At 62.7% G+C, this 25,127-nt stretch carries 18 protein-coding genes; 1 reads left to right on the plus strand and 17 read right to left on the minus strand.

Annotated features, from left to right (window positions below):
- Nucleotides 1-7 precede the first annotated feature (7 nt).
- The 4 genes from hpnE to AB8B02_RS16025 form a co-directional block, all read right to left on the minus strand.
- The gene (gene hpnE, locus AB8B02_RS16010; RefSeq protein ID WP_231079998.1) at nt 8-1,258 is read right to left on the minus strand and encodes a hydroxysqualene dehydroxylase HpnE; all 1,251 of its coding nucleotides are present in this window, start codon (nt 1,256-1,258) and stop codon (nt 8-10) included.
- Nucleotides 1,258-2,112 carry a presqualene diphosphate synthase HpnD gene (gene hpnD / locus AB8B02_RS16015; RefSeq protein ID WP_374725736.1) on the minus strand — a complete coding sequence of 285 codons (855 nt, stop codon included), beginning with the start codon at nt 2,110-2,112 and terminating at the stop codon, nt 1,258-1,260. The genes hpnE and hpnD overlap by 1 nt, the downstream gene beginning before the upstream one ends.
- Nucleotides 2,109-2,990 (minus strand): squalene synthase HpnC, encoded by an 882-nt coding sequence (gene hpnC / locus AB8B02_RS16020; RefSeq protein ID WP_068735856.1) that lies wholly within the window; start codon nt 2,988-2,990, stop codon nt 2,109-2,111. The genes hpnD and hpnC overlap by 4 nt, the downstream gene beginning before the upstream one ends.
- A 231-nt stretch (nt 2,991-3,221) precedes the next feature.
- Entirely contained in the window at nt 3,222-3,464 is a 243-nt protein-coding gene (locus AB8B02_RS16025; protein ID WP_068735855.1) for a cysteine rich repeat-containing protein, read from the minus strand.
- Nucleotides 3,465-3,903: 439 nt separating this feature from the next.
- Here AB8B02_RS16025 and AB8B02_RS16030 point away from each other — a divergent pair, with 439 nt between their 5' ends.
- Complete coding sequence (locus AB8B02_RS16030; RefSeq protein ID WP_184518503.1) at nt 3,904-4,404, plus strand: hypothetical protein; 501 nt, start codon at nt 3,904-3,906, stop codon at nt 4,402-4,404.
- Between the two features lie 83 nt (nt 4,405-4,487).
- On the opposite strand, the gene AB8B02_RS16035 is transcribed toward AB8B02_RS16030, so the two are convergent.
- The 13 genes from AB8B02_RS16035 to AB8B02_RS16095 all read right to left on the minus strand — a co-directional run bounded on the left by AB8B02_RS16035 (nt 4,488) and on the right by AB8B02_RS16095 (nt 25,096).
- Complete coding sequence (locus AB8B02_RS16035; RefSeq protein WP_231079997.1) at nt 4,488-6,827, minus strand: efflux RND transporter permease subunit; 2,340 nt, start codon at nt 6,825-6,827, stop codon at nt 4,488-4,490.
- A 247-nt stretch (nt 6,828-7,074) separates the two neighbouring features.
- On the minus strand, nt 7,075-7,860 hold the full coding sequence (eutC, locus tag AB8B02_RS16040; protein ID WP_439064417.1) for an ethanolamine ammonia-lyase subunit EutC: 786 nt from the start codon (nt 7,858-7,860) through the stop codon (nt 7,075-7,077).
- Nucleotides 7,861-7,876: 16 nt separating this feature from the next.
- Nucleotides 7,877-9,460, minus strand: a complete 1,584-nt coding sequence (locus tag AB8B02_RS16045) for a B12-binding domain-containing radical SAM protein (protein ID WP_439064418.1) — start codon at nt 9,458-9,460, stop codon at nt 7,877-7,879.
- Nucleotides 9,461-9,685: 225 nt separating this feature from the next.
- The gene (locus AB8B02_RS16050; protein WP_439064419.1) at nt 9,686-11,068 is read right to left on the minus strand and encodes an ethanolamine ammonia-lyase subunit EutB; all 1,383 of its coding nucleotides are present in this window, start codon (nt 11,066-11,068) and stop codon (nt 9,686-9,688) included.
- Between the two features lie 32 nt (nt 11,069-11,100).
- A complete protein-coding gene (locus AB8B02_RS16055) occupies nt 11,101-12,300 on the minus strand; it encodes an NAD(P)/FAD-dependent oxidoreductase (protein ID WP_439064420.1) in 1,200 nt (399 codons plus the stop codon).
- Nucleotides 12,297-13,175, minus strand: a complete 879-nt coding sequence (locus AB8B02_RS16060; protein ID WP_439064421.1) for a transglutaminase family protein — start codon at nt 13,173-13,175, stop codon at nt 12,297-12,299. Before AB8B02_RS16060 ends, AB8B02_RS16055 begins: the two co-directional genes overlap by 4 nt.
- A complete protein-coding gene (locus AB8B02_RS16065; RefSeq protein ID WP_439064422.1) occupies nt 13,172-15,679 on the minus strand; it encodes a circularly permuted type 2 ATP-grasp protein in 2,508 nt (835 codons plus the stop codon). Before AB8B02_RS16065 ends, AB8B02_RS16060 begins: the two co-directional genes overlap by 4 nt.
- Before the next feature lie 31 nt (nt 15,680-15,710).
- Nucleotides 15,711-18,998: a DUF2126 domain-containing protein gene (locus tag AB8B02_RS16070; RefSeq protein WP_439064423.1), complete on the minus strand. Its 3,288-nt coding sequence runs from the start codon at nt 18,996-18,998 to the stop codon at nt 15,711-15,713.
- Nucleotides 18,999-19,232: 234 nt separating this feature from the next.
- Nucleotides 19,233-20,756, minus strand: a complete 1,524-nt coding sequence (locus AB8B02_RS16075; RefSeq protein ID WP_231079989.1) for a UxaA family hydrolase — start codon at nt 20,754-20,756, stop codon at nt 19,233-19,235.
- A gap of 880 nt (nt 20,757-21,636) precedes the next feature.
- On the minus strand, nt 21,637-22,635 hold the full coding sequence (locus tag AB8B02_RS16080; protein WP_231079988.1) for a Bug family tripartite tricarboxylate transporter substrate binding protein: 999 nt from the start codon (nt 22,633-22,635) through the stop codon (nt 21,637-21,639).
- Nucleotides 22,636-22,809: 174 nt separating this feature from the next.
- On the minus strand, nt 22,810-23,760 hold the full coding sequence (locus tag AB8B02_RS16085; protein ID WP_439064424.1) for a polysaccharide deacetylase family protein: 951 nt from the start codon (nt 23,758-23,760) through the stop codon (nt 22,810-22,812).
- Entirely contained in the window at nt 23,739-24,899 is a 1,161-nt protein-coding gene (locus tag AB8B02_RS16090; RefSeq protein WP_439064425.1) for an FAD-dependent oxidoreductase, read from the minus strand. Before AB8B02_RS16090 ends, AB8B02_RS16085 begins: the two co-directional genes overlap by 22 nt.
- Complete coding sequence (locus tag AB8B02_RS16095) at nt 24,848-25,096, minus strand: hypothetical protein (protein WP_439064426.1); 249 nt, start codon at nt 25,094-25,096, stop codon at nt 24,848-24,850. The genes AB8B02_RS16090 and AB8B02_RS16095 overlap by 52 nt, the downstream gene beginning before the upstream one ends.
- Between the last annotated feature and the right edge of the window lie 31 nt (nt 25,097-25,127).

The following is a 25,127-nucleotide window of genomic DNA, read 5'->3' on the forward strand; positions in this document are numbered from 1 at the left end:
GCAACGGTCAGCGCATCGCCAGAACGAGATCGGCCGCGCGGTCACCCGACCGCACCGATCCCTCAATAGTCGCCGGCAGACCGGTATCGGTCCAATCGCCTGCAAGAAACAGGTTCTTGAAATCGGTGCGCGTGCCCGGACGCAGGGCATCTTGGGCAGGCGTAGCCGCAAAAGTAGCACGGCGCTCGCGCACGATCTGCCAGGCGGGCAGCGGCGCCTGGATATTCGAAATCTTGCAGATCTCGTCCCAGATCTGTTGCGCAAACTGTTCGCGCGGTGTGTTCACGAAGCGGTCGCCATTGCTGATCGTGATCGACAGGCGATTGTGGAAAGCAAACAGCCATTCCACCACACCGCCGACAACGCCAATCAGCGGCGCGTGGCCTGCTGGCGGAACATAATTGAAATGCGCATTCACGATCGCGCGGAATTCGGTCGGCGTCTTCACACCTGGCAATAGCGACTTCGCGGCCCATGGCGGAACAGCCATCACGACGACATCGTCCGCGCTAAGCGTGATGACGTCTTCAGCGCCAAACTTCAGCTCGGTGACGCGATCACCACTCATGGTGTAACCGCGCAACTCATGGCCAAAATGAACGCCTGCGCCCTTGGCACGCAGCAATTCGATCGCAGGCTCGACCAGAACATCGCTAAGACCAGCGCGCGCGATCAGCGGGCGGCACGCCTGGCCGCCTGCCAGCAGCGTTTCGCGCACGATGGCGCCGGCCAGACCAGCCGACCCTTCCGGCGGATCGACATTGAGCGCGGCCAGCAACAGTGGCTGTACCAGACGATCGTAGAGGACGCCTTCACAGCGAATGGTATCGCCGACCAGGCGACTATTCGATGACCAGATCAGCGGCGACAGCGCGAGATAATCGGCAACTGATGTGTCCGGGACGCGGCGCGTCTTGTCGAACAACCATGTCGGGATCTTGCCATCGCCGAGATCGAGCTGCCAGCGCTTGCCGGTTTTGGCATCGGCAAATGCGAATTGTGCCCGCTGCGGACCAACGAGCCCGGCTTCGGTGCCGATCGACTTTACATAAGCGACGACATGGCTGTTGCCCGACAGAACCAGATGGTTGCCGTTGTCGATCTGGAGCTGTGTCTGCGCGTCGAAATACGACCGGCAGCGGCCGCCGGCCTGCTGCGTCGCCTCATGGACGTGGACCTTGAAGCCGGCATTGACGAGACGCACGGCGGCCGACAGGCCGGAAACGCCGGCACCAATGATATGAGCGGTCTTTTGCATCAGATGATCGCGTATCGCAGCAGGATCGCTATCTTGGAGGCCTTGCCGAGACGAACGGGGTCGCGCGGCAAAGCAAAGCCGCGCGCCACCAGCAATTCCAGGATGGCGTGATAATATTTCGACATGATCCGCGGCGCGCGCACCACGCGGCGCTTGTTACGCGCCATGATCTCGTCGGATTTTTCGAAATGCGCCTGCGCCCGCTTCACCAGCGGCACACAGACCTTCGGCAATGCCGGGCTGGCGCGCACCACGTCGGGATCGCTCGACGTGATGCCGGCGTGATAGAGCAGCTCACGCGGCAGATAGAGACGACCGATACCGGCGTCTTCGTCGATATCGCGCAGGATATTGGTGATCTGCAGCGCACGGCCGAGATGATGCGCAAGCAGAATGCCATCTTCGTCCGGCATGCCGAACACCTTCACCGACAGGCGTCCGACGGCACTGGCAACACGATCGCAATACAGATCGAGCGTTGCGTCATCGGGCGCGCGAATATCTGCAGGGATATCCATCTCCATGCCGTCGATGACGGCGATGAAATCCTCCTTGCGCATGCCGAATTGCTTGATTGGCCCGGCATAGTCGCGCACACGCGCCGGCGGATTGCCTGCATAGAGCGCATCGATATCTGCGCGCCACTGCTGCATGTCGGCGAGCCTGACGTCGCGCGGACCATCGGAATCCGCGATATCGTCGACCTGACGGCAGAAGCTGTAGATCTGGAACATCGCATCGCGCTGGGCACGCGGCAGAATGCGCATCGCGGCATAGAACGAGCTGCCGGCAGCAACGCCCTGAACCTCGCTCTGAGATTCGCTATTATTCACCTGGCTCGTCATCTGGTTCATGCGCCCGGCGTCGTCGAACGAGGCATCGGCGCGCTGGTGGTGGCGCGGCGCCACAGCCCGCCGGCAATGCCGGCTAGCGCGTAGCCAGCCATGCTGGCCTTCGAGAGATGGACCTTCTCACTCAGCGGATCGCGCAACTTCAGCATCTTCAGGATCTGCCAGGCAAAAGTCTCGATGACGGCCACATCACAGCCCAGCCGGACGTCGGCGATATGGACCGTCAGTGTCTCGCTCTCATGCATCAGGGTCTCGGTCTTGGCGACCAGCTCGCGAATACAGGCCAGCAGCGCCGGCGACGCCTTCGCCTGCTTGAGATCTTCCACCGAGGCCCCGTGCCGGTCCAGCGTGTCCTGCGGAATGTAGACCCGATCGAGATCGCGATAGTCGTTGCCGCAATCCTGCAGGTGATTGTTGATCTGCAAGGCCGCGCACAGCGCATCCGACGCCGGCCAGGTGGCTTTGCTTTCGCCGTGCACGTCGAGCATGAAACGTCCGACCGGCATCGCCGAGAACGAACAATAATGAATGAGCTCATCCCAGTCGGCGTAGCGCAGCTTGGTCACGTCCATCCGAAAAGCTGTCAGGACGTCGAGCGCATGACGCGGGGGCATCTCGCGCATCTGGAGCGCCTCGCGCAGGACGACGGCTTCGGCCTGGCCGTCACCCTGACCGAGCAGGTCGGCCTCCAGCTCGTCGAGCAGGGCCAGTTTCGCCGGCGCATCGAGCAGCGCGTGATCGGCAATGTCGTCTGCGGTCCGGACGAAATTATAGAAGGCAAGAATCAGCGCCCGGTGGCGCGGATGGATAATCCACGACGCGACAGGAAAATTCTCGTCACGATCGGTCTTGCCGGATCGCAGTTCGCTCGCAGGGGTCATCCAGAACTGGCTACGTTGGATTTGAACAGGGTGGCTCGGGGGCCGCCAAGGTCCGGTAATACCGGCAGGCGGGGTCGGCCGCGAGCCCCCATATAGGGCAAATTGGCCGGTGAAACCAATGCCAATATGCCACTTTCGGCCGCAGCCAGTGCCGGGCCGGATCACGTCTTGGCGGGCTCGCGGCGAGACCAAAACGGCGCCACGAGCCCGGAATCTCGCATTAGGGCGGGGTTATTGGCCGTGGCTGACCAGCACGTCGTTGCAGGCCTTGCTGATCTTGGGGCGGTTTTCCTTCAGGCAGGACAGAACAACGAGGTCGCCCTGATCCATGACGGCGCGGCAGAGCTTCTGCACGTCGCGGGTACAGGCCTTCTGCTCCGCGTCGGTGCCGCTGCGGGGCTGGTTTTGCTGGGCCAATGCACCGGTCGAGGCAGATGCGGAAAGCACGGACAGTACCAGGAGAAATTTACGCATTGTCTTCCTTCAGTATGGTGACGAGATCACAGCCCGTGTGGTGCATAGCATAAACTGAAACATTCGCATCGCCGGGAAGGCTTTATCTTCAGGCACATCGGCGAATTCGCGGCGATGGATGCAATCAGGACACAGAACATTCCCGCCCCCACAGACACGAATAAATGCGGCGAAAACTTGCGCATATGGCCGCACTGGCTGCTGGACCGGCCGATGCCACCCCCGCAGGACAAGATAAGGTTTTAGGACAATTGTTCAGACGCGCATCACCTCCGCCCGTTCCGCTCCGGGAACCTTCGCGCTTGTGGGCGGTGACATGTTACTTTTACAATCGTCCAATTATGATCGCTCTATTGAACCTAAAGATGTGCAGCGACACTTAAGCTTCGATGAGGCGCGGCATAACTCGGTTACACAGCGCTATTTTGGGAAAACTTACATGACATTCCATTCTGCAAAGCGGTTCGGGCACGCCTTCAAGGCCGCTGGCGCTGGCGCGATCCTGCTGCTGTCGGTATCCGCAGGCCATGCCCAGTCCGGACCGTTCGCCGGCTTCGACGGGGCCTGGAGCGGTACCGGAACGGTCTCCATGTCGGACGGCTCCTCGGAGCGCATTCGCTGCCGGGCGACCTACAAGGTGGATGGCGGCGGCAGCGCCCTGGCGCAGACGCTGCGCTGCGCCAGCGACAGCTACAAGTTCGACCTCTCCAGCAATGTCACCAGCCAGGGCAACAACGTGTCCGGCAGCTGGAGCGAAGCCAGCCGCAACGTCTACGGCAATCTGGTCGGCAAGGCGGGCGGCGGCCAGATCGACGTCTTCGTCGAGGCCGCGGGCTTTGCGGCCAACATCACGCTGACGACCCGCGGCAACAAGCAGTCGGTGTCGATCAGCTCCAAGGGCGAAATTCGCGGCGTTTCGATCAATATGGTCAAGAGCTGACGCCGGCTTGCACACCTTCACAAAAAAGCCCCCGGAGCGATCCGGGGGCTTTTTTGTTGATCGTCCTGCTGGGGCGTAGCTGACTACTTCTCTTGCTTCGCCAGAACCGAGCTGCCGGTGAGACGCTGCTGCAGATTGATCAGCCACATCGCGGTCGGGCGCAGGATGAACAGGTCGGCCACCAGTGCCGCGACCATCGAGAAGGCGCTGAGCCAGCCGAACAGCCGCAGCGACGGCAGATCCGAGAACACCGTCACCACGAGGCCGCAGGCCAGCACCACCGTCGTCAGAATCAGCGCGGGACCAACGAGCACAGTCGCACGCTCGACGGCGATCGCGGGATCGGTGCCCGGCGTGTCTTCCAGCCGCAGCCGGTTGAGGAAGTGAATCGTCGCGCTAAGGCCGAGGCCGAATGACACCGTGAGTGCCACCACACTAGCGAATTGCAGCCCCTCCCCGAGCAGCCACAGCACGAAGCCGGCCAGCACCACCGGGAAGATGCCCGGCAGAATACAGGCCAGCATCACCACCCACGAGCGGAATGCGAGGCCGATGAAGACCGCGACCAGACCGAACTCGATGGTCAGGCCGTGATTGAGCTTCTCGATCATGCCGGCGCTGTTACGCGCCGCGATCGCCGAGAGGCCGGTCACCGCGATCTCATAGCCCGGGTGCTTGGTGCGAACGGCATTCAGCGCATTGTCGAGCTTGTCGACCACCGGCAGGATCTTGCTCGAATCGCTGTCGGGCACACGGCCAGACACCACCACCGCCGTCTGATCCGCGGAGATGAAGCGGCGCACCAGATGCTCAGGGATGACGCTGACATATTCCTTCAGCGTCGCGACATCCGACGAACCGGCCTTTTCCGCCAGCCAGCGCCGCAGCGTTTCCAACGACCAGACATTGCCGACACCCGCCTGCTTCTCGACCATGGCGTGGACTTCGGCGATGGTTGCCAATGTGTCCGGCGAATAAAGATCCGCGCCCTTCGGAAACTCGATCAGCACGTCGATGGGATTGGCGCCGGTCAGCTTGGCGTCGAGCCGTCCGCTGGCCGCAACCGCCTGCTCCTTGTCCGGCACCTGATCGGCCAGCCGATAGCGCGGCTCGAGATTGGCGTAAACGATCCCGAGACCAACGACGACGACGAGCGAGATCAGGCTGAACAGACCAGGACGACCGACCATGCGCACCGCGATCCAGTAACAGAAGGCGCGCAGCGCCTGCACGCCGGCATCGGCGGTCTGAAACTTGGCGGCGAAGATCTTCTCGTTACGCACCAGCAGCACGCCGAACACCGGCACCAGCGACAGCACCGCGACCAGCGCGATGATGGTCGCCGTGAGACCGGCCTCGCCGAAGGCGCGGATCAGGTCCGAGTCGGAGAACTGCAACGCCAGGAACGAAATGCCGGCGGTGCCATGGGTGAGGACGCAGGCCGGACCCACGACACGAACCGCATTCGTAAATGCCGAATACTTGTCCTCGCCTGCAATCAACCGGTCACGCGCCGCGAAAGTGAGCTGCATCGAGTCGGCAAAACTGATCACCATGATCAGCGGCGTCATCACATTGAGGAACATGTTGAGGCTGAAGCCGGCCCAGCCGAGTGCGCCGAGCGACAACAGGATCGCCAGCAGCGGCGGAAACGCCGCGATGATCATGAACGAGATCTTGCGGAAGAAGATGATCGCAATGACGCAGCCGGCGAGAATACCGGCGATGTTATAGATCAGGCCGTCGCGCTCGACCGCATTGCGGATTTCGAGCTGCATCACCGGCACGCCCGACAATTCCTTGGTCAGACCGCTATTGGCCAGGTCCTCATTCATGGTCTTGCGGATATCGGCAACTACAGTGCTGAGCTTGCTGTTGCTGACCACGGCCGGGTCGAGCGACAGCACCACCAGCGCCAGAGTTCCATCGTCGGACAAAAGCTTGCCGCGGATCAGCTCGTTCTGCTTCACCGTCTCGATGAACTTGTCGTAGTCGGCGCCTTCAGGAAGATCGTTGGGAAACAGCGCTGCCGGCAACTTGCCGGGGGCCGGCGTCTGACGCGCCGAGAAGATCGAGATCAGCCCCCGCACGCCATCGACCAATTGCAGGTCGGTGACAAGGTCGCGCATCTTTCCAAGATTGTCGCGCGCAAGCAGCGTCTTGCCTTCGAGCACCACAAGCACGTCGAACTCGGTGGACGGGAAGCGCTTCGTCACTTCCTCGTATTGCTTGTATTCCTTGCTGTCAGAACGAAATAGCTGGCTCAGCGAATCGTCGATCTTGATGCGCTGGATGCCAAAGATCGCACCGATCACCAGCGCGAGCAGGATCACGCAAGACAGCACCGGTGCCTTCACCGCGATCAGACCGATGCGCTCGAGCCCGAAGGCGATGCTGATCGGCCCCTTGCGCAATTTATTCATATCCGCGTCGTGGGGGGGAACCGTATCGTGCATACCCTGTCCAGTCCTGTCGTCAGCGGCGTCTGCCTAGCAAGCGTCGCGGGCAGTAGTAAGGCTGGAATCGGCGAGACCGAACAGCGCTAGCCCTTGAAAACATGCGGTAAATTTGCCGCGGGCAGATGTAGCAGGTCTGTATGACACATCGCAAGGCGGCGAGCGCGCCGAGGTTGCGTTTCAGGTCACAAAATGGAGCGCAGAGGCTGTTGTTTCATGCTGGTGCAACGAGCGGTGCTACCAGTTGCAGACCGCTTTCGTCTTTCAAAGCCACACCGGTCATGTTGCGATTCAGCCCTTCGCGCGCCAGCCAGGCAATCTTGCTCGCTGCCTCCTCGAAGGACAGACCGGCCACCTGGATGTTCGACACGCAGTTGCGCGCAGCGTCCGTCAGACCCGGACGCGGTGCGAAGGTCAGGTAGGCGCCGAGACTCTGCGGCGCCGAGAGACCCGGACGTTCGCCGATCAGCATGATCGTCATCCGGGCCCTCAATAACGCACCGATCTCGTCGCCGAGCGCGACTCTGGCGCCGCCGGCAACCACGACAGCGCCGATCCCGACCCCCGCCAATTTGGGCATTAAGGCACCCAGCAGGCCAAGCGCGTGCGCATTGACCGCAGCCGGAGACAGGCCGTCCGCAATCACGATCACCAGATCGCACGCGGCGCTGTCGCGCCCTTCAAGCAACTCCCGTGACTCGCGAGACAGTCGACGGCCGAGATCGGGGCGCTTGAGATAATCGGCCCGATCCGCGACCTGGCTCGTCACGACCCGCGCATTCGTCCCCTGCCCGGCCAATACGGCCGCGATGGCTTCAGCCTCAAAGGGCGCATGGACCGCGTCACGTGCGCGGGCATGATCGAGCGTGAAATCAAGCAGGGCCCGCGTGGTCAGACTGGCTCCGGCCCGGCCGAGCCCCACACGCGCCGGGGTCAGCACCCGCAGCTCCGCGAGAGAACGCTGCGGCACTGGCGGCGTCACGTCATTCTGATCTGTCATGACGCCAGTCTATCGCTCATTCGGCCGGAACGGCAGCGTCCTGCAGTTTCAGCGAATAATAGGACGCGTTGGTCTGACCACCGGATGCATCGCGGGCAAAGTTGATCAGGTGGTGCGCCACCATGATCCCGCTGATGAGATACTCGATCTCGCCGCGCGCCAGTCGCCGGAATGCGAATTTCCAGAACGCCCGCTTGTAGTCGCCGAGCACGCCAACCTTCCAGAAGATGTTGCGCAGCATGACCAGCCCGAGCCGGATGCTCTTCCAGGTGAGCATGGCGCCGATCGGCGGCTTGATGCGGTTCGGATAGGTATGGCGGATCTGGTATTCAAAGCGTTCGAGCAGTTTCTCCGGCACATAGGCGCTGCCCATGGCGCGCCGCCAGCTTTTCACAACGTCTTCATAAGGCAGCAGGAAATCGACGTTGGAATCGCGGCCTTCGTCCTCGTTCAGGCGTCCTTCCTTCTTCAACCTGTCCCAAAGCGGCGTCTGCGGCAGCGCCTGCAGCAGGTTGATGGTCAGAAGCGGAATCTGCGACGTTTCCACGAACTCGAGCAAATGCTGGCCGGTCTCGGGCTTGTCGGTATCGAGGCCGAGGATGATGCCGGACACGACTTCCATGCCAAAGCTGTTCAGCGTCTCGATCGCCTCCATGATGGGGACCATCATGTTGTGATCTTTCTTCATCGCCTTGAGGGCGACGGGATCGGGCGTCTCGATGCCGCAGAAGATCGTGCCGAACCAGGCTTCACGCATCAGCGAAAGGATTTCCGGCCGCTTGGCGATGTTCAGCGTCGCCTCGCAGGACAGGCGCAAGACAAAACCGGTCCTCTTCTGCCATTCGACCAGATGCGGCAGCAGATCGAGTGCGGCCTTGCGGTTGCCGATGAAGTTGTCATCGACGAAATACACCGAGCCCATGATGCCGCATTCGAGCAGCTTGTCGAGTTCGGCGGTGATCTGCTCAGGCGACTTCAGGCGCGGATTACGACCGTACAGACCGGGGATATCGCAGAACTCGCACTGATATGGACAGCCCGAAGAATACTGGATGCTGCCGAGGAAGTAGCGCGGAATATCAGCCAGTTCATAGGCCGGAATCGGAAACCTGGTCATGTCCAGACGGTCGGTGGTCTTCAGCACGACCTGCTGGTCCGGGCGCGACGTATCCTTTTCCAGGATATCGATCAGTTGATCGGTGGCATCACCGAGTTCGCCGATATGGAGATAGTCGAAAGCCGGGTAGTAATCGGGGCATGACGAGACCGACGGCCCTCCGATCGCCACCGGAAGATCGTAGGAATGCGCGCGGTAGCAGATGTCGTTCATCTGCGTACGCTGGATGTGCATGCCTGACACCAGCACCACTTCGGCCCACAGGAAATCATTAGGCGTGGCGGCGCGAATGTTCTCGTCGATAAAACGGACGTCCCAGTTCTCGGGCATGTAGGCGGCAATCAGCAGCAAGCCCTGGGGAGGCATGAAGGCCTGAACGCCGTCGGTCAGAGGATATGAATATTCAAACGTGCCAAATGAAGACGTGTATCGCGGAAAGACGCACAGAATGCGCCGGACCGTCTGCCTGCCCTCAGCTCTCATCAAAATTCCTCTGTGAATGCATCAGCGGTCCCCATAAGCGCTGAACCTTCAATAACGTCGCCGAGCTAAAACCGTTCCACTCCTGCCGAATACTTTGAGCGATCTAATCACGACGTCTGAATCTGGGCCAGAATTTCTTCAAGATTGTGGCAGGCGGTGACAAGGTCGTGACCAGCTCCGCGCAAGTGCACACAAAGCGCCAAGCCTTATGACGGTTTATTGACGTCAGGCGATCAGACGTGCGGCCAGATCGGGCAGCAGGCCTTCGCGGTCGCAAATGCGAAGGTCCGCTCCGGAGAGCCCGACCCGTTGCAGCCAGTCGTCGAATTCCGGTGCGCGTTTGAGCCCAAACAGGTCGCGGATATAGAGCGCATCATGAAATGACGTCGACTGGTAGTTCAGCATCACGTCGTCGGCGCCCGGCACGCCCATCACGAAGGTCACACCCGCCGCAGCCAGCAGCGTCAGCAAATTGTCCATGTCGTCCTGATCGGCTTCGGCATGGTTGGTGTAACAGACGTCGACGCCCAGCGGCAGGCCGAGCAGCTTGCCACAGAAATGATCCTCCAGGCCGGCACGGATGATCTCCTTGCCGTCATAGAGATATTCGGGGCCGATGAAGCCGACGACGCTGTTCACCAGGAGTGGATCGAACGCCCGCGCAACTGCATAGGCCCGTGCCTCCAAAGTCTGCTGATCGACGCCGTGATGGGCGTTGGCCGACAGAGCCGAGCCCTGCCCGGTCTCGAAATACATGACGTTCTGGCCGAGCGAGCCACGTTTCAGCGAGAGCCCGGCGGCATGAGCTTCTTTCAAGATCGCCAGATCGATGCCGAAACTTTTATTGGCGGCTTCGGTCCCGGCGATCGACTGAAACACCAGATCGACCGGGGCGCCCTGGTTGATCAGATCAAGGCTGGTCGTGACATGGGTGAGCACGCAACTCTGGGTCGGAATATCCAGCTTGGTGATGACATCGTCGAGCAGCCGCACCAGCCCGCCCAGCACTGCAGGATCGTCGCTTGCCGGATTGATGCCGATACAGGCATCGCCGGAGCCCAGCATCAGCCCGTCGAGAATGGATGCCGTGATGCCCCTGATATCGTCGAATGGGTGGTTCGGCTGCAACCGCACGCTCATGCACCCGCGCAACCCGATGGTATTGCGAAAGCGCGTGATCACCTCGCACTTCCTGGCCACCAGGATCAGGTCCTGATTGCGCATCAGCTTCGAGACTGCCGCCGCCATCTCCGGCGTGATGCCGCGGGCGACGGTCTGAAGGACTTGCGGCGTGGCCGCGTCTGACAGCAGCCAGTCACGAAAGCCGCCGACGGTCAGCAATGAGATCGTGGAGAATGCGGCGGCATCATGCGTATCGACGATAAGACGCGTGACCTCATCGTCCTCGTAGGGAACGACCATTTCCTGCAGGAATTGCGTGAGCGGCACATCCGCCAGCGCCATCCGCGCCGCGATCATCTGCTCGGCGGTCTCGGCTGCAATTCCGGCCAACCTGTCGCCGGATCGCGGCGGCGTTGCCTTGGCCATGAGGTCGCGCAGATCCGCGAAGACATGCGTATGGTCACCGATGGCGTGGCGATAGATCATGGCCGGATTGTTGGATATTCGCCGGAGGCTGTCTAGACGTGCCGCCCCGCGGCAACGCCGGAAGACCACGCCCACTGGAAGTTGAAGCCGCCGAGATGGCCGGTGACATCTATGACTTCGCCGATGAAATATAGCCCCGGCACCGATGTCGCTTCGAACGTTTTTGATGACAGTTCTGTGGTGTCCACACCGCCAAGCGTCACCTCGGCCGTGCGATAGCCCTCGGTACCGTTCGGACGCACGCGCCATTCCTTCACTGCCGCGGCCACGGAGGCCAGCAGCTTGTCCGAAAAATCCGCCAGCCGCGGTGGGCCGGCGATCTTGTCGGCGATCATCTGGGCCAGTCGCTTGGGCAGGAGATCGCCGAGCACGGTCGCCAGTTCCTGCCGCGGTCGTTCGCGGCGTGCGTCCTTCAGGGCGGCGAGCACATCGCGCGTCGGCGCCATGTCGATGACGACATCGAGCCCGTCGCGCCAATAGGACGAGATCTGCAGGACTGCCGGACCGCTGAGACCGCGATGGGTAAACAGCAGCGCCTCGTCGAATTTGGTCTTGCCGACGCTGACCACGGCATCGACGGCAACGCCAGCGAGGTCCTTGAATTGTGCAAGCGCCGCAACGTCGAAGGTCAGCGGCACCAGCGCGGCGCGCGGCGCAATCATCTTCAGCCCGAACTGCTGCGCCAGCTTGTAGCCGAAGGCACTGGCGCCCATTTTCGGGATCGACGGCCCGCCGGTGGCGACAACCAGCGACTGACACCGGTACTCGCCCTGATCGGTGGCGACGACAAAGCCGCTGTCGTTCTTCGTCACGCCGAGAATGCCGACGCCAAGCCGCATCTGCACATCGCTGCGGCGGTTTTCGTCCAGCAGCATGTCGATGATCTGCTGGGACGAACCATCGCAGAACAATTGCCCGCGGGTCTTCTCGTGATAGGCGATACGATATTTCTCGACCAGCGCGATGAAGTCTTGCTGCGTGAAGCCCTTCAGTGCGGATTTACAGAATTGCGGGTTCTGCGACAGGAAATTCGCCGGCGCCGTATGCAGGTTGGTGAAATTGCAGCGCCCACCGCCGGAGATACGGATCTTCTCGCCCGGCGACCTCGCCTGCTCCAGCAGCATCACCGAGCGACCGCGTTGCCCCGCAATGCCGGCGCACATCAGGCCGGCCGCACCGGCACCGAGAATGACGATGTCGGCCGTGTTATGCGCGCGACGGACGATGGTCATTCCAGCAGCAGCACATCGACGGCGACGGCGAGCTTCTGCTTGCGCGCGCCGACGATCACGCCATCGACCGGCGACACGTCGGAGAAATCGCGGCCGATCGCCAGTACGATATGATCGTTCTCGACCAGGATATCGTTGGTCGGATCGAATCCGATCCAGCCGAGCTCCTCACCGCACCAGACGGACACCCAGGCATGCGTTGCGTCGGCACCCTGCAGGCGTTCCTTGCCTGGCGGGGGGATGGTACGCAGATAGCCGCTGACATACGCCGCGGGCAAACCGAGCCCGCGCATGCCCGCAATCATGATATGCGCAAAATCCTGACAGACGCCGTGGCGCTTATCCAGCACCTCCTGCAACGGCGTCGAGATCACCGTGGCCTTCGGATCGTATTTGAACTCGGTGCGGATGCGATGCATCAGATCGACGGCGCCCGCGAGAATCCCGCGGCCTTCGGTAAAGCTCACCGCCGCATAGTCCGTGACGGCATCGATGATCGGCACCAGCGGACTGGCGAAGACATAACCAATCGGCGAGGCACCGCTGAGGTCGCTGGAATCGAACGCCGCCTCGCGCACGCTTTCCCAGGCGGGGCTGTCATCACCGCGACCCGGCGCAAAACGTTCGACATAGACGCGCGACCGGCTGTCGATCCGCAGCACCCGATGCGGGGTTTCGATCAACACGCTTTCCGTCGGCGTGCCGAAGAAATCCGTCCGCATGGCGCGGGCCGCCGGCAGCGGCTTGATATCGACGCTGTGCGAGACCAGTTGCTGCCCGGCGCTGCTGTTGGGCTGCAGCCGCAGCGAGCAGCGCGCATAGCTCACAGGGCTTTCATAACTATAGGTCGTGACATGGCGGATTTCGTAGATCACGCCAGCCCCGTCAGCTTTTCAGGACGCGATGCGCTGGCGCCGTGCGGGAAGTAATGCAGGCCGATCGAATCCGCGAGCGTCAGCAGATCCTGCTCCAGCGCAAACAGTGACTTGGTATGAATCTCGGATGCCTCGCCGGTGACCAGCGACGAGCGCAGCGCCACCGCCAGCCGCTGCGGCCGTTCCATCAGGCCGTTCTCCTTCAGCGTCGGCAGGCTGGCGATGTGATCGTTCAGTGCCGAGACCTGGAATGCCACCGAGCGCGGGTTATAGGGATCGAGCACCACGAGATCCCGCACCGGCGCAAGTAGCGGGCCGACCAGATAGCGCGAACGATAGGTGATCTGGCAATCCACCAGCGTCAGCAGGATATCGAGATCGTCACTCGTCGCGTCGTCGGACGCGAATTGCCGCGCAAAGCGCGTGGTGTTGATGGCACGTTCGGCGCGGCGCCCCATTTCGAGGAAGCGCCAGCCGGCAGCACGGTTCATGTTTTCCTGCGCGAGACCGGCGAAGCTCGCCAGTTCCTGCAGGGTCAGTTCGGCCGCGCTGACGACGTCATCGTCATCTTCGACTTCATGCGCAAGCCGCTCGGCCATTTCGGTGATGACCTGCCAGGCGTCGGGCGACAGCCGCTCGCGCAGCGAAGTGGCGGTCCGCAATGCAGAGCGCACCAGCGATAGCGCTGAGCCAAACTGCTCCTCGCCCTGCAATGCCTGAGCCGCGATCTTGGCCGGCTGGGAGCGCGAGGTGAGCGATGTCGCGCCCCAGGTCATCAGCATGCGCTGGATGCGCTCGATCGATTGCTGCCCGGTGGCGCCGCCTTTGCCGGGATCGCGCTGCGGCACGCTGAGCGCGCGGATCAGACGCAGTGTGGATTCGGCGCGCTCGAGATAGCGCCCGAGCCAGAACAGATTGTCGGCGGCGCGGCTCGGCACCCAGCCGGCGATGCGGCGGATACGCACATTGTCGACGGCTGGCAGTAGCGTCGATGCAGCAACGGCCTTGTCGGCCACGACCCAGACGTCGGCTGCGCGCGCGCCGGCGCCCATGGAGACTGCTCGGGCATCTGGTTGATCCGCAATACGGCAGAAGCCACCGGGCATAATGGTCCAACCGTCCGGCGTCGCCGCCGCGAAGACGCGCAGCACGAACGGACGCGGCGCGAGCCGGCTATTGTCCCAGACCGGCGTGGTCGAGAGCTGCACCAGCTCCTGCCCGACATAATCGACGCCGCGATTGGCAATCGCCGCCTTCAGACGCTCGCGCTCGCTTGGCGAGAGCTGCGACGGCAGCACCGGCGAGTAGCCAGGGAAACCGGGCACCGCTCCGCCATAGGCGCCTTCGATGGCAAAGTCGTCGAGCCGCGCCAGCACTTCTTCGCGCGCCGATTTCTGGCCACACCACCAGGTCGCGATATGCGGCATCTTGAGTGGTTCGCCGAGCAGCTTCCGGCTCAAGCTTGGCAGAAAACCCAAAAGAGCGCGCGCTTCCATCACGCCGGAGCCAGGCATGTTGGCGACGACGACGCCATTCTTTCTGACAACGTCGATCAGCCCGGGCACACCGAGTTGCGACGAGGCATCCAGCTCCAGCGGATCGAGCGAATTGGCATCCACGCGGCGCAGCAGCACATCAAGGCGCTTCAAGCCGGCCACAGTGCGGATGTGCACGCGGTCGCCGGAGACTGCGAGGTCATCGCCTTCCACCAGCAGGAAACCGAGATAGCGCGCCAGTGTCGCGTGTTCGAAATAGGTCTCGCTGAACGGCCCGGGCGACAACAGGCCGACGCGCGGTTCGTCACGATCGGCCGACGCGCGCAGACTGTCGCGAAAGGCTTCGAAGAACGGCGCGACGCGCTCGACATTCATCGACTTGTAGAGGTCGGTGAAGGCGCGCGACAGCACCAGTCGATTTTCCAGCGCATAGCCCATGCCGGACGGCGCCTGCGTGCGATCGCCGAGCACCCACCAGCGGCCATCGGGACCGCGGCCGAGATCGGCGGCATAGACGTTAAGATAGCGGCCACCGGGCGGCTTCACACCGCGCATCGCCCGCAGATATTCCGAACTGCCGGCAATCGCCGCCGCCGGGATCGCGCCGGACGCGACAAGGCTGGCATCGCCATAGAGGTCGCCGAGAATCTTCTCCAGCAACTCGGCGCGCTGGGTCATTGCCGCTGAAATCTGCAGCCATTCGGATTCGTCGATCAGGAGCGGCACATGGCTGAGTGGCCAGATCCGGTCGGCGATTTCGCCGGGCGCGCGGTAGGTGACGCCGGCTTCCCGGAGATGACGGTCGGCAGAGCCGAAGCGGCGTTCGATCTCAACGGGCGCCATGGCGCCGAAGGCCTCGAAGAACCGCGTCCAGACCTCCCGCGGCGTGCCATCCTGGGCGATGAATTCGTCGGGAATCCCGGGCAGCCGCTCGTAGTCGCGGGTCCATTGCGCGACCTTACGATGTCCCGGACGGGGCTTTTTCCCCTGACCGGCCTGTCCCGTCATTCCGACTCTCCAGCCCAAACTGCCTGCATTCTCAATGCAGGAGAGGCGTTCGCAAGTCGAGGGTCAATGGGAATTCAAGTGTGCGTTCTGCCCTTGGCGGAGCGATTTCGCCGGGCGTGTGGCCGATCTCCTCGAAACGGGCCAGCCGGCGAGCTTCCGCCTCGTAGGCATTGACCGGTTTTGTCTCGTAATTGCGGCCGCCGGGATGCGCCACATGATAGACGCAACCGCCGAGCGACCGCCTATTCCAGCTGTCATAAATATCGAACACCAGCGGCGCATGGACCGGAATCGTCGGGTGCAGGCCCGAGGCCGGCTGCCATGCCTTGAAACGGACGCCAGCGACCACCTCGCCGGCCCGGCCGGTCTCGGTCATCGGCAGCGCCCGGCCGTTGCAGGTAATGATGTGCCGGCCCGGCGTGAAACCGTTGGCCTTGAGCTGCAACCGCTCCACCGAGGAATCCACATAACGGACGGTGCCGCCGGCAGACCCCTCCTCGCCCAGCACATGCCACGGCTCCAGCGCCTGACGGACTTCCAGCGTCACGCCGCCATAGGTAACGTGGCCGAACACGGGAAAGCGGAATTCGAGCTGCGCCTCGAACCATTCCTTGGAGAATTCGTAACCGGACCGGCCGAGTTCACTCAGCACGTCCTGGAAATCCTCCCAGAGGAAACGCGGCAGCATGAAGCGATCATGCAGCGCCGTGCCCCAGCGGACGAATTTGCCGTCCTGCGGCTCGCGCCACATCCGGGCGATCAGCGCGCGGATCAGGAGCTGCTGCGCCAGCGACATCCGCGGATCGGGCGGCATTTCGAGCGCACGGAATTCGACGAGACCGAGGCGACCTGTCGTACCATCGGGCGAATAGAGTTTATCGATACAGATCTCGGCGCGATGGGTGTTGCCGGTGATATCGACGAGGATATGCCGGAACAGCCGATCGACCAGCCACAGCGGCGCCTTTCCACCGGGTGGCGGCACCTGCGCCAGTGCGATCTCCAATTCATAGAGACCGTCATGCCGCGCTTCATCGATACGCGGTGCCTGACTGGTCGGACCGATGAACATGCCGGAGAACAGATAGGACAGCGACGGATGGCGCTGCCAATACAGCACAAGGCTCTTCAGGAGATCCGGCCGGCGCAGGAACGGCGAGTCCGCCGGTGAGCTGCCGCCGACCACCACGTGATTGCCACCACCGGTGCCGGTGTGACGGCCATCAAGCAGAAACTTGTTGGCGCCGAGCCGTGTCTTCGCGGCCTCTTCATAGAGAAATGTCGTGGTATCGACGGCTTCGCGCCAGCTCGAGGCGGGATGAATGTTGATCTCCAGCACACCGGGATCGGGCGTCACCTTGATGACCTCGACGCGCGGATCGAACGGCGGCGGATAGCCTTCGACATGTACCTGCATCTGCAGTTCTTCGGCCGTCGCCTCCAGCGCCGTCACCAGTTCGAGATAATCTTCAAACTTCTCGACCGGCGGCATGAAGGCACAGAGAATGCCATCGCGAATTTCAATCGACATCGCCGTGCGTACGCCGCCGGACCGAATCTGCTGCTCCTGGACGTATTGTGCGGCAGGCTGGTTTTCCGCCGACGCGATTTCGTCGAACACCGGCATGTCGCCGCGCGGCTCCAGCGGATCCTGCTCCACGATGAACGGATATTCCTCTTCGGTGAGGTGCGGCAGCGACGACAACGGCAGGCGCAGGCCCATCGGTGAATCGCCGGGTGTCAGGAACAGGTTGCCACGGCGCAGCTTCCAGCGCTCGGAGCGCCAGCGCCTGTCCGCAGCCGCCTCCGTATTCCAGCGCTGGATCGGCAGCACGAACCCCTTCGGCCTGTCGAGTCCATGTTCGAAGACCCGCGCCATGCGCGCACGCTCCTCCGGATCGGGCAATTTGGAGTCGCCGGGCACGACATTGTTCGGCAGGTTCGATTCCTTCTGCTCCCAATAGACGGGATCCTCGAAGGCCGGAATGACATAGTCCTTCGGCAGGCCAAGCCGCCGCGCCGTGCCTTCGGCAAAACGCTCGGCGCCGCCGATATCGGCGCTGCGCGGACCTTCGATCCGTGAGATCAGTGCGTCGTTCTTCCAGATCGGCACGCCGTCCTTGCGCCAATACAGGCCGAACGCCCAGCGCGGCAGGCTCTCGCCGGGATACCATTTGCCCTGCCCGTAATGCATCAGGCCGCCCGGTGCAAAGCGCGTCCGCAACCGGCGGATCAGATCGTCGCCGAGGCCGCGCTTGGTCGGCCCGACGGCAGCCGTATTCCACTCCGGCGATTCCATATCGTCGACAGACACGAATGTTGGCTCGCCGCCCATGGTGAGACGCACGTCATGGGCTTTGAGATCGGCATCGACCTTTTCGCCGAGCGCATCGAGTCTTGCCCAGGATTCATCCGAGAACGGTTTGGTGATCCGCGGCGCCTCGCGAATGCGTTTGACGCCCATAGCGAACGCGAACTCGACTTCGGCAAAGCCGGCCATGCCGGAGATCGGCGCGGCTGAGCGGAAATGCGGCGTCGCCGCCACCGGGACGTGCCCCTCGCCTGTCAGCATGCCCGACGTCGCATCGAAGCCGACCCAGCCGGCGCCGGGGATATAGACTTCGGCCCAGGCGTGCAGGTCCGTGAAATCAGCCTCGACTTCAGGCGGTCCTTCGATCGGATCGATGTCCGGGCGCAACTGGATGAGATAGCCGGAGACGAAACGCGCGGCAAGGCCGAGATGGCGCAGTGTCTCGATCAGGAGCCACGCAGAGTCGCGGCATGAGCCCGCGCCGGACAGCAGCGTCTCTTCCGGAGACTGCACGCCGGGCTCCATGCGGATGATGTAGTTGACCTTCTCGCGCAGGCGCGCATTGAGATCGACGAGGAAGTTCACCGTGTTCGGCGCTTCCTTCGCGATCTCCGCCATATAGGCCGTGAAGCGCGGCCCTGGCTCGGTCGTCGCCATGTAAGGCGCGAGTTCGCTCTTCAGATCGTCGGTATAGGCGAAGGGAAATGTCTCGGCATAGGGCTCGACGAAGAAGTCGAACGGATTGATCACCGTCATTTCGGCGGTGAAGTCGACCTCGATCTTCAATTCGTTGGCCGGTTCCGGGAAGACGAAGCGCGCCAGCCAGTTGCCCTGCGGATCCTGCTGCCAGTTCACGAAATGATTGGTCGGCGTGACCTTGAGCGAATAGCTCAGGATTGGCGTGCGCGCATGCGGCGCCGGTCGCAGCCGGATGGTCTGCGGCCCCAGCGTAATCGGCCGATCATATTTGTAATGGGTGACGTGGTTCAGTGCGACGAAGATCGACACAGTGGCGCAACTCCAGCAGCTTTTTTAAGCAGAACACCGGAGGTGCCAGGGATCAAGCTCTAACAACGGGCACGATGTGCCTCGATTGGGGGCGCTTCACCTAACTCTGCCCTCATGGTGAGGAGCGCGCCGCTTGGCGCGCGTCTCGAACCATGAATCGGAGTGCTGGGCCATCCTTCGAGACGCGGCGCAAGTGCGCCGCTCCTCAGGATGAGGACGGAGCAGCGGTCACCCTCACATCGTCGCGCCGAGCACCCAGGGCGCGAACTCCGCGCCGCCGAAATCGAAGCTTTCGCTCTTGGTCGGCGCGCCGGAGGCGGTCTTGAGCATCAGCTCAAAGATGCGCTGGCCGCATTCCTGCACTGTCTCGTCGCCATCGAGGATGGTTCCGCAATTGATGTCCATGTCCTCTTCCATGCGCTTGAACATCGGCGTGTTGGTGGCGAGCTTGATGGACGGCGCCGGCTTGCAGCCGAACACGCTGCCGCGGCCGGTGGTGAAGCAGACGAGATTGGCGCCGCCGGCGACCTGCCCTGTCGCCGCAACGGGGTCGTAGCCGGGCGTGTCCATGAACACAAAACCCTTCTTGGTGATCGTCTCGGCATAGTTCAGCACATCGACGAGATTGGTCGAGCCGGCCTTGGCCATCGCGCCCAGAGATTTTTCGAGAATGGTGGTGAGGCCGCCGGCCTTGTTGCCGGGGCTCGGATTGGCGTTCATCTCGGCGCCCTCGCGTTCGCAATAGGCGTCCCACCAGCGCATCAGCCCGACCAGTTTCTCGCCGACCTCGCGCGACACCGCGCGGCGCGTCAGCAGATGTTCGGCGCCATAGGTCTCCGGCGTTTCCGACAGCACCACGGTGCCACCGTGACGCACGAGCAGATCGCTCGCGGCGCCGAGCGCGGGATTGGCGGATATTCCGGAATAGCCATCGGAGCCGCCGCATTGCAGGGCCACCGTCAACTCGCTGGCAGAGACTTCCTCGCGCGTGACGTTGTTGGCATCGGCCAGCACTTCATTGACGAAGGCTACGCCGGCCTCGGTGGTCTTGCGGGTGCCGCCGATCTCCTGGATCTGCATCTCGCGCAAGCGCCCGGCGAGCTTCTGCTCCTGCATCAAGCCGCCGATCTGGTTGATCTCGCAACCGAGGCCGAGCACGACCACGTGGGAGAAGTTCACGTGCCGCGCGTAGCCGCCGAGAGTTCGTCGCAGCAGCGTCAGCGGTTCGTCCTGCGTCATGCCGCAGCCGGTCTTGTGGGTGAGCGCGACGACGCCATCGACATTGGGATAGTCGGCGAGCGGATTGTGGCCGGTGAAGGGATTCTTCTTGAATACATCGGCGACCATGCTGGCGACATGGGCGCTGCAATTCACTGACGTCAGGATGCCGATATAGTTGCGCGTGGCGACGCGGCCATCGCTGCGCCTGAGACCCATGAAACTCGCCGGCAGATCGAAATTCGGCGTCGGCTTGACGTCCACGCCATAGGCATAGTCGCGATCGAAATCGCCCATGCCCATGTTCTGCGTATGGACATGCTGGCCGGGCGCGATCGGCTGCGTGGCAAAGCCGATGATCTGCCCGTAGCGGCGGATTTCCTCGCCGGTGGCGATAGGCCGGATCGCGACCTTATGGCCCGCGGGGATGCGCTCCGACGTCACGACGCCTGTCGTCACCTCGATACCGGGCAGCAGCGTGGTACGCGCGATCAATACGGCGTCGTTGTCATGCAGACGAATGACGGGAGATGGAATCATCGGGATTTCCTCGCGCGCGTTTTGTGGTCTGGCAGACCTCTTGTTTGGAATGACTCTAGCTGAAAGAAGTAGGCGGCGTCAGCCCTGCTTTGGCTCATGATGACGCCGATCAGACATGCGTCATCGCCCCCATTGTTTGCGGCGCGGGGGCGCCGTCGTCCTTTGCATTCCCTGCCCCCTGTGAGAGGGCGTGCGGAACGCCGGGTGCCCGTTGCACCCTTGGGCCTGATGCGAATGCGGTCTTCCGCAATTTAGAGTGCATCAGGACTTTCGGAGGCGCCGAGCAAGTGCCCGACGTTCCGCCTGCGGTGTTTTTTCGGTTGCTTGCACTTTGCCTCGACGAACGCTCCGATCGCGAATTAAAGTCCCAGGGCGATGGGAAGGGAGCCTCAAGCGAGTAAGCCGGACACGTTTCGATTTGGTCGTCCGTCACACTGTCCAGGGGGTCTGTCCATCTGAAGGCCGGCCGTCTCCTTGCCAGTGGCAGTGCTGGCGCAGATCCGTCCTGCCCGAAGACAGACGTTCCCCCATGAACCGCGTGACGCCGCATCTCCGGCGTCCACCGCATCCCACCCCGCGAACGTGACGATCGCGATCGCCCCTCTCGGCGGGGCAGGACAACGGGGAATATAAACCTGATGGAGATCTTGTCAACGGGATGTAGGAATAAATGTTTAGGGATGAGCTTACCGCCCCCACTCGTCATTCCGGGGCGTGCGCGCATCTTTGCGCGCGCGAACCCGGAATCCCAGCATGGGAGTCTCCGATCACGCCGAACACTTCGAGATTCCGGGTTCGCACTACGCGGCTGCGCCGCTTCGTGCGCCCCGGAATGACGAGTGTGTGGCGGGCCGGACTGCCAGAGTGCCTCCAGACCCAACTACTGCGGCTGCGGCCCCAGACTCGCGGCGAGTTCGGCCCAGACCGGTGCCTCTTCCTTGTAGAGCGCCTGGCTCGCTTCCAGTGTCATCGGGCCCTCGTCGATACCCTGGCTCTTGAGGAGTTCACGCACGCGATCGCTCTTGCCGGCGCCAACGAACAGCGCGGACAGTTTTGCGACCACCTCCGGCGGCGTCTTCGCCGGAGCCACACATCCCTGAAAGGTCAAAAGGCTGTGCGCGCGTGAGGTTGCGCCCTGTTCGAGGAATGTGCCGACGTCGGGAAGATCCTTGATGCGGCGGCGCGACACCGCGACAGCGCGGGCCTTGCCGGTTTGCAGCACCGGCAGCGCCGCAGCGTAGCTGCCGATGCCGGCATCGATCGACCCACCGGCGAGATCCTGCCACATCGGCGCCTCACCGCGATAATGCACCGCCTCCATCTTCAGCCCATACTGCTTGTTGAGCTCGACGATAACCATATGCGCGAAGGAGCCGGACGCATATGTGCCAACATTCACCTTCTCGGCCTTGCGCGCATAGTCGATGAAGTCCTTGAGCGTCTTCGCGCCGACCTTTTCGCTCACCATCAGCGGCAGGCTTCCGCCCGGCATCACCGCGACCCAGGCGAAGTCCTGCGGGACACTGTACTTGATGTCCTTGATGAGAACGGGATTGAGCATGTAGGCGGTGGTGTTGCAGATCATCAGCGTGTGGCCGTCGGGATCGGAGCGTTTCAGCTCCATCGCTGCAACGGCGCCGCCGGCACCGGCCTTGTTCTCGACCACCACGGTCTGCCCGAGTTCACGCGACAGATACTCGCCATAAACGCGCGAGAACTGATCGGTCTGGCCGCCGGCCGCGGAGCCCGCGAGAATCTTGATCGGCTTGGTTGGCCAGCTATTGGCGCGGACGAGTGACGGCGCACTCAACAATGCAGCAGCGCCTGCGCCCGCGGTGACGAATTGGCGTCGGTTGAGCAGACGCAAGTTGTTTCGCACGATCATTCTCCCGATTTGATCTTATCTCTGCGGATAAGTGTATCGAGTATGACCGGCTTCGCCCGCGAAGGCAAAGCAGGGTGACACGCACAGGCGTTCGGAGAACACATCCGGCAACGCCGCCTCGGGCGTGCATGCCATCAGCCGGAATATTGCCCGGCCGTCAGCGGCGCGTCATGGCTTCGGCGGAAAATGCGTTCGCCAATGCTGCGCGACATCGATGCCACGGCAGAACCATACGTCATCATACGCGCGCATGTGTTCGAGCATCTTGATGAGCCCGCCAACACGGCCAGGACGGCCGATCAAACGGTCATGCAGACCGATGGACAGCAGTTTCGGCGCGCCGGCGACGCCTTCCGCGTAGAGAACATCGAACGCGTCGCGCATGTAAGTGAAGAACTGCTCGCCGGTTGCGAAGCCGGAATTCTCGTTGAAGCGATTGTCGTTGGCTTCATAGGAATACGGCACGACGAGAAACGGGCCGTGCTCGGTCTTCACCCAGTAGGGCAGCTCATCGGCGAGCGAGTCGCGGTCATAGAGAAAGCCGCCCTCCTCCGCGAGCAGGCGCCGCGTGTTCGGACCGGGACGTCCGGTCATCCAGCCGAGTGGGCGGCTACCGGTCAGCTCAGTGAGTATCTCGATCGCCTTGCGGATATGCGCACGCTCGGTCGCTTCATCTACATGGCAATAGTCGATCCAGCGATAGCCGTGGCTGACCATCTCGTGACCGCGCGCGACACACGCCTTGGCGAGCTCCGGATTCTGCTCCATCGCCCGCGCGACGCCGAGGATGCTCACCGGCACCTTGAAACGATCGAGGACATCGAGCACGCGCCAGGCGCCGCGACGGCTGCCATATTCGAACACGGACTCCACCAGCGGAACGCGAACGCCCTCTTTCGTCGGCACGCCAATGTCATTCAGCATGCCTTCGGAGACTGCATCGCCGTTCACCAGCGTGGACTCGCCGCCACCTTCGATATTCAGGCTGATGCTGACCGCGATCTTCGCGCCATTCGGCCAGCGCGGATCGGGTGACGTGGCGCCGTAACCGACGAGATCGCGCGCCTGCATCGGTTCAGGACGGATGTCGCCGGGCTTCATCGCTGCAAATTCGGACATAGGGCCTCCGGAATGGCTCGGTCGAGCGGCACGGTGCAAGCATCATAACCGAAGAACCAGTCGGTCTCGGTCGGGCCATGCATCCACGAATTGGCGATGGAAATCTGCTGGATGTCGGCGACGCGCGGGATGCGGATCATCGTGTAATGCGCAAACGCCGTAGCGGGATCGCCGAATTCGGCGATGCAGCGGCCGAGGATCGCGGCGTCCTCGATGGCCGCCGAGCCGCCGGCCGCCATGAACGGACGCACCGCATGGCAGGCATCGCCCATCAGCACCACGCGGCCCTTGTGCCAGGTGTCGTTGCGGGGCCGGTCGAAGATCGGCCACACGGTGACGTCTTCGGCTGCCTCCACTGCGCGTTTCAGATCGGGATGCGCATCGTCGAAAGCGGCGATGAATTCGTCGCGGTCGCCCTTCACCGGTGAACCGTCGCCATCCCAGCGCGCCATCGGCAGCGCGGCCATCACATAGACTTCCTGGCGGTCGGGCGTCATGTAGTAAGCGAGCGTATGCCGGTCGGGCGCCCACCACTTGGTACAGTCGTCGATGGGGTCACCCGTGATCCGGCTCGCCGGAAACACCGCGCGCGGTGCAGAACGCCCGATGAAGCGCGGCTCTTCCGCGCCAAGGATGAGTTCGCGGGTGATGGAGCGAATGCCGTCAGCGCCGATGGCGATATCGGCTTCCGCGCTTGTGCCGTTCTCGAAGCGCAAGGTGAGCGCGTCGCCGCGCTCCGCGATGCCGGTGAGCTTGTGGCCGAAACGGATGGTGCCGGGCGCGAGCGGTCGCTGCAGCAACTGATGCAGATCGGCGCGATGGATATTGACAAAGGGGCCGCCGAAACGCGCTTCGCATTCCGCGTCGAAATCGAGCCTGTAGAGCTGTTCGCCCGTATCCCATGCGCGGCTGAGAAACGCATCGGGGCGAATACCGGTGGCGGCAAAGGCGTCTTCGAGATCGAGCCGGCGCAGTACTTTGGAAACGTTGGCGCCGAGAATGATGCCAGCGCCGATGCGCGAAAAACGCGGCGACTGCTCATAGACCGCGACCGGGAAGCCGGCGCGCTGCAGCAGCCCCGCCACCGTCAATCCGGCGAGACCCGCGCCGAGAACGGCGATCCGTGTTCCGCGATCCATCTCTCACCTCGTTCCAGCGGCGCCACAGCATCCGGGCCGCATATCATTCGATAGCGAATGATTTCGCTTAGAACGGGCTGCTCGCGGCTGTCAAGCAACGGCACGAGCCGCCTCAGAAACGAGCGATATGCGCGGATTTTGCGCGATTTTTCGTTATTCACGGTGAGTTTTTGGGCAGCGCCGCCGTTGATCTTCATCAACGCCGCCCTTAGCATTTATTCGATTGCG

This window comes from Tardiphaga sp. 862_B3_N4_1 (assembly GCF_051811085.1).
Taxonomy (GTDB): Bacteria; Pseudomonadota; Alphaproteobacteria; order Rhizobiales; family Xanthobacteraceae; genus Tardiphaga; species Tardiphaga robiniae.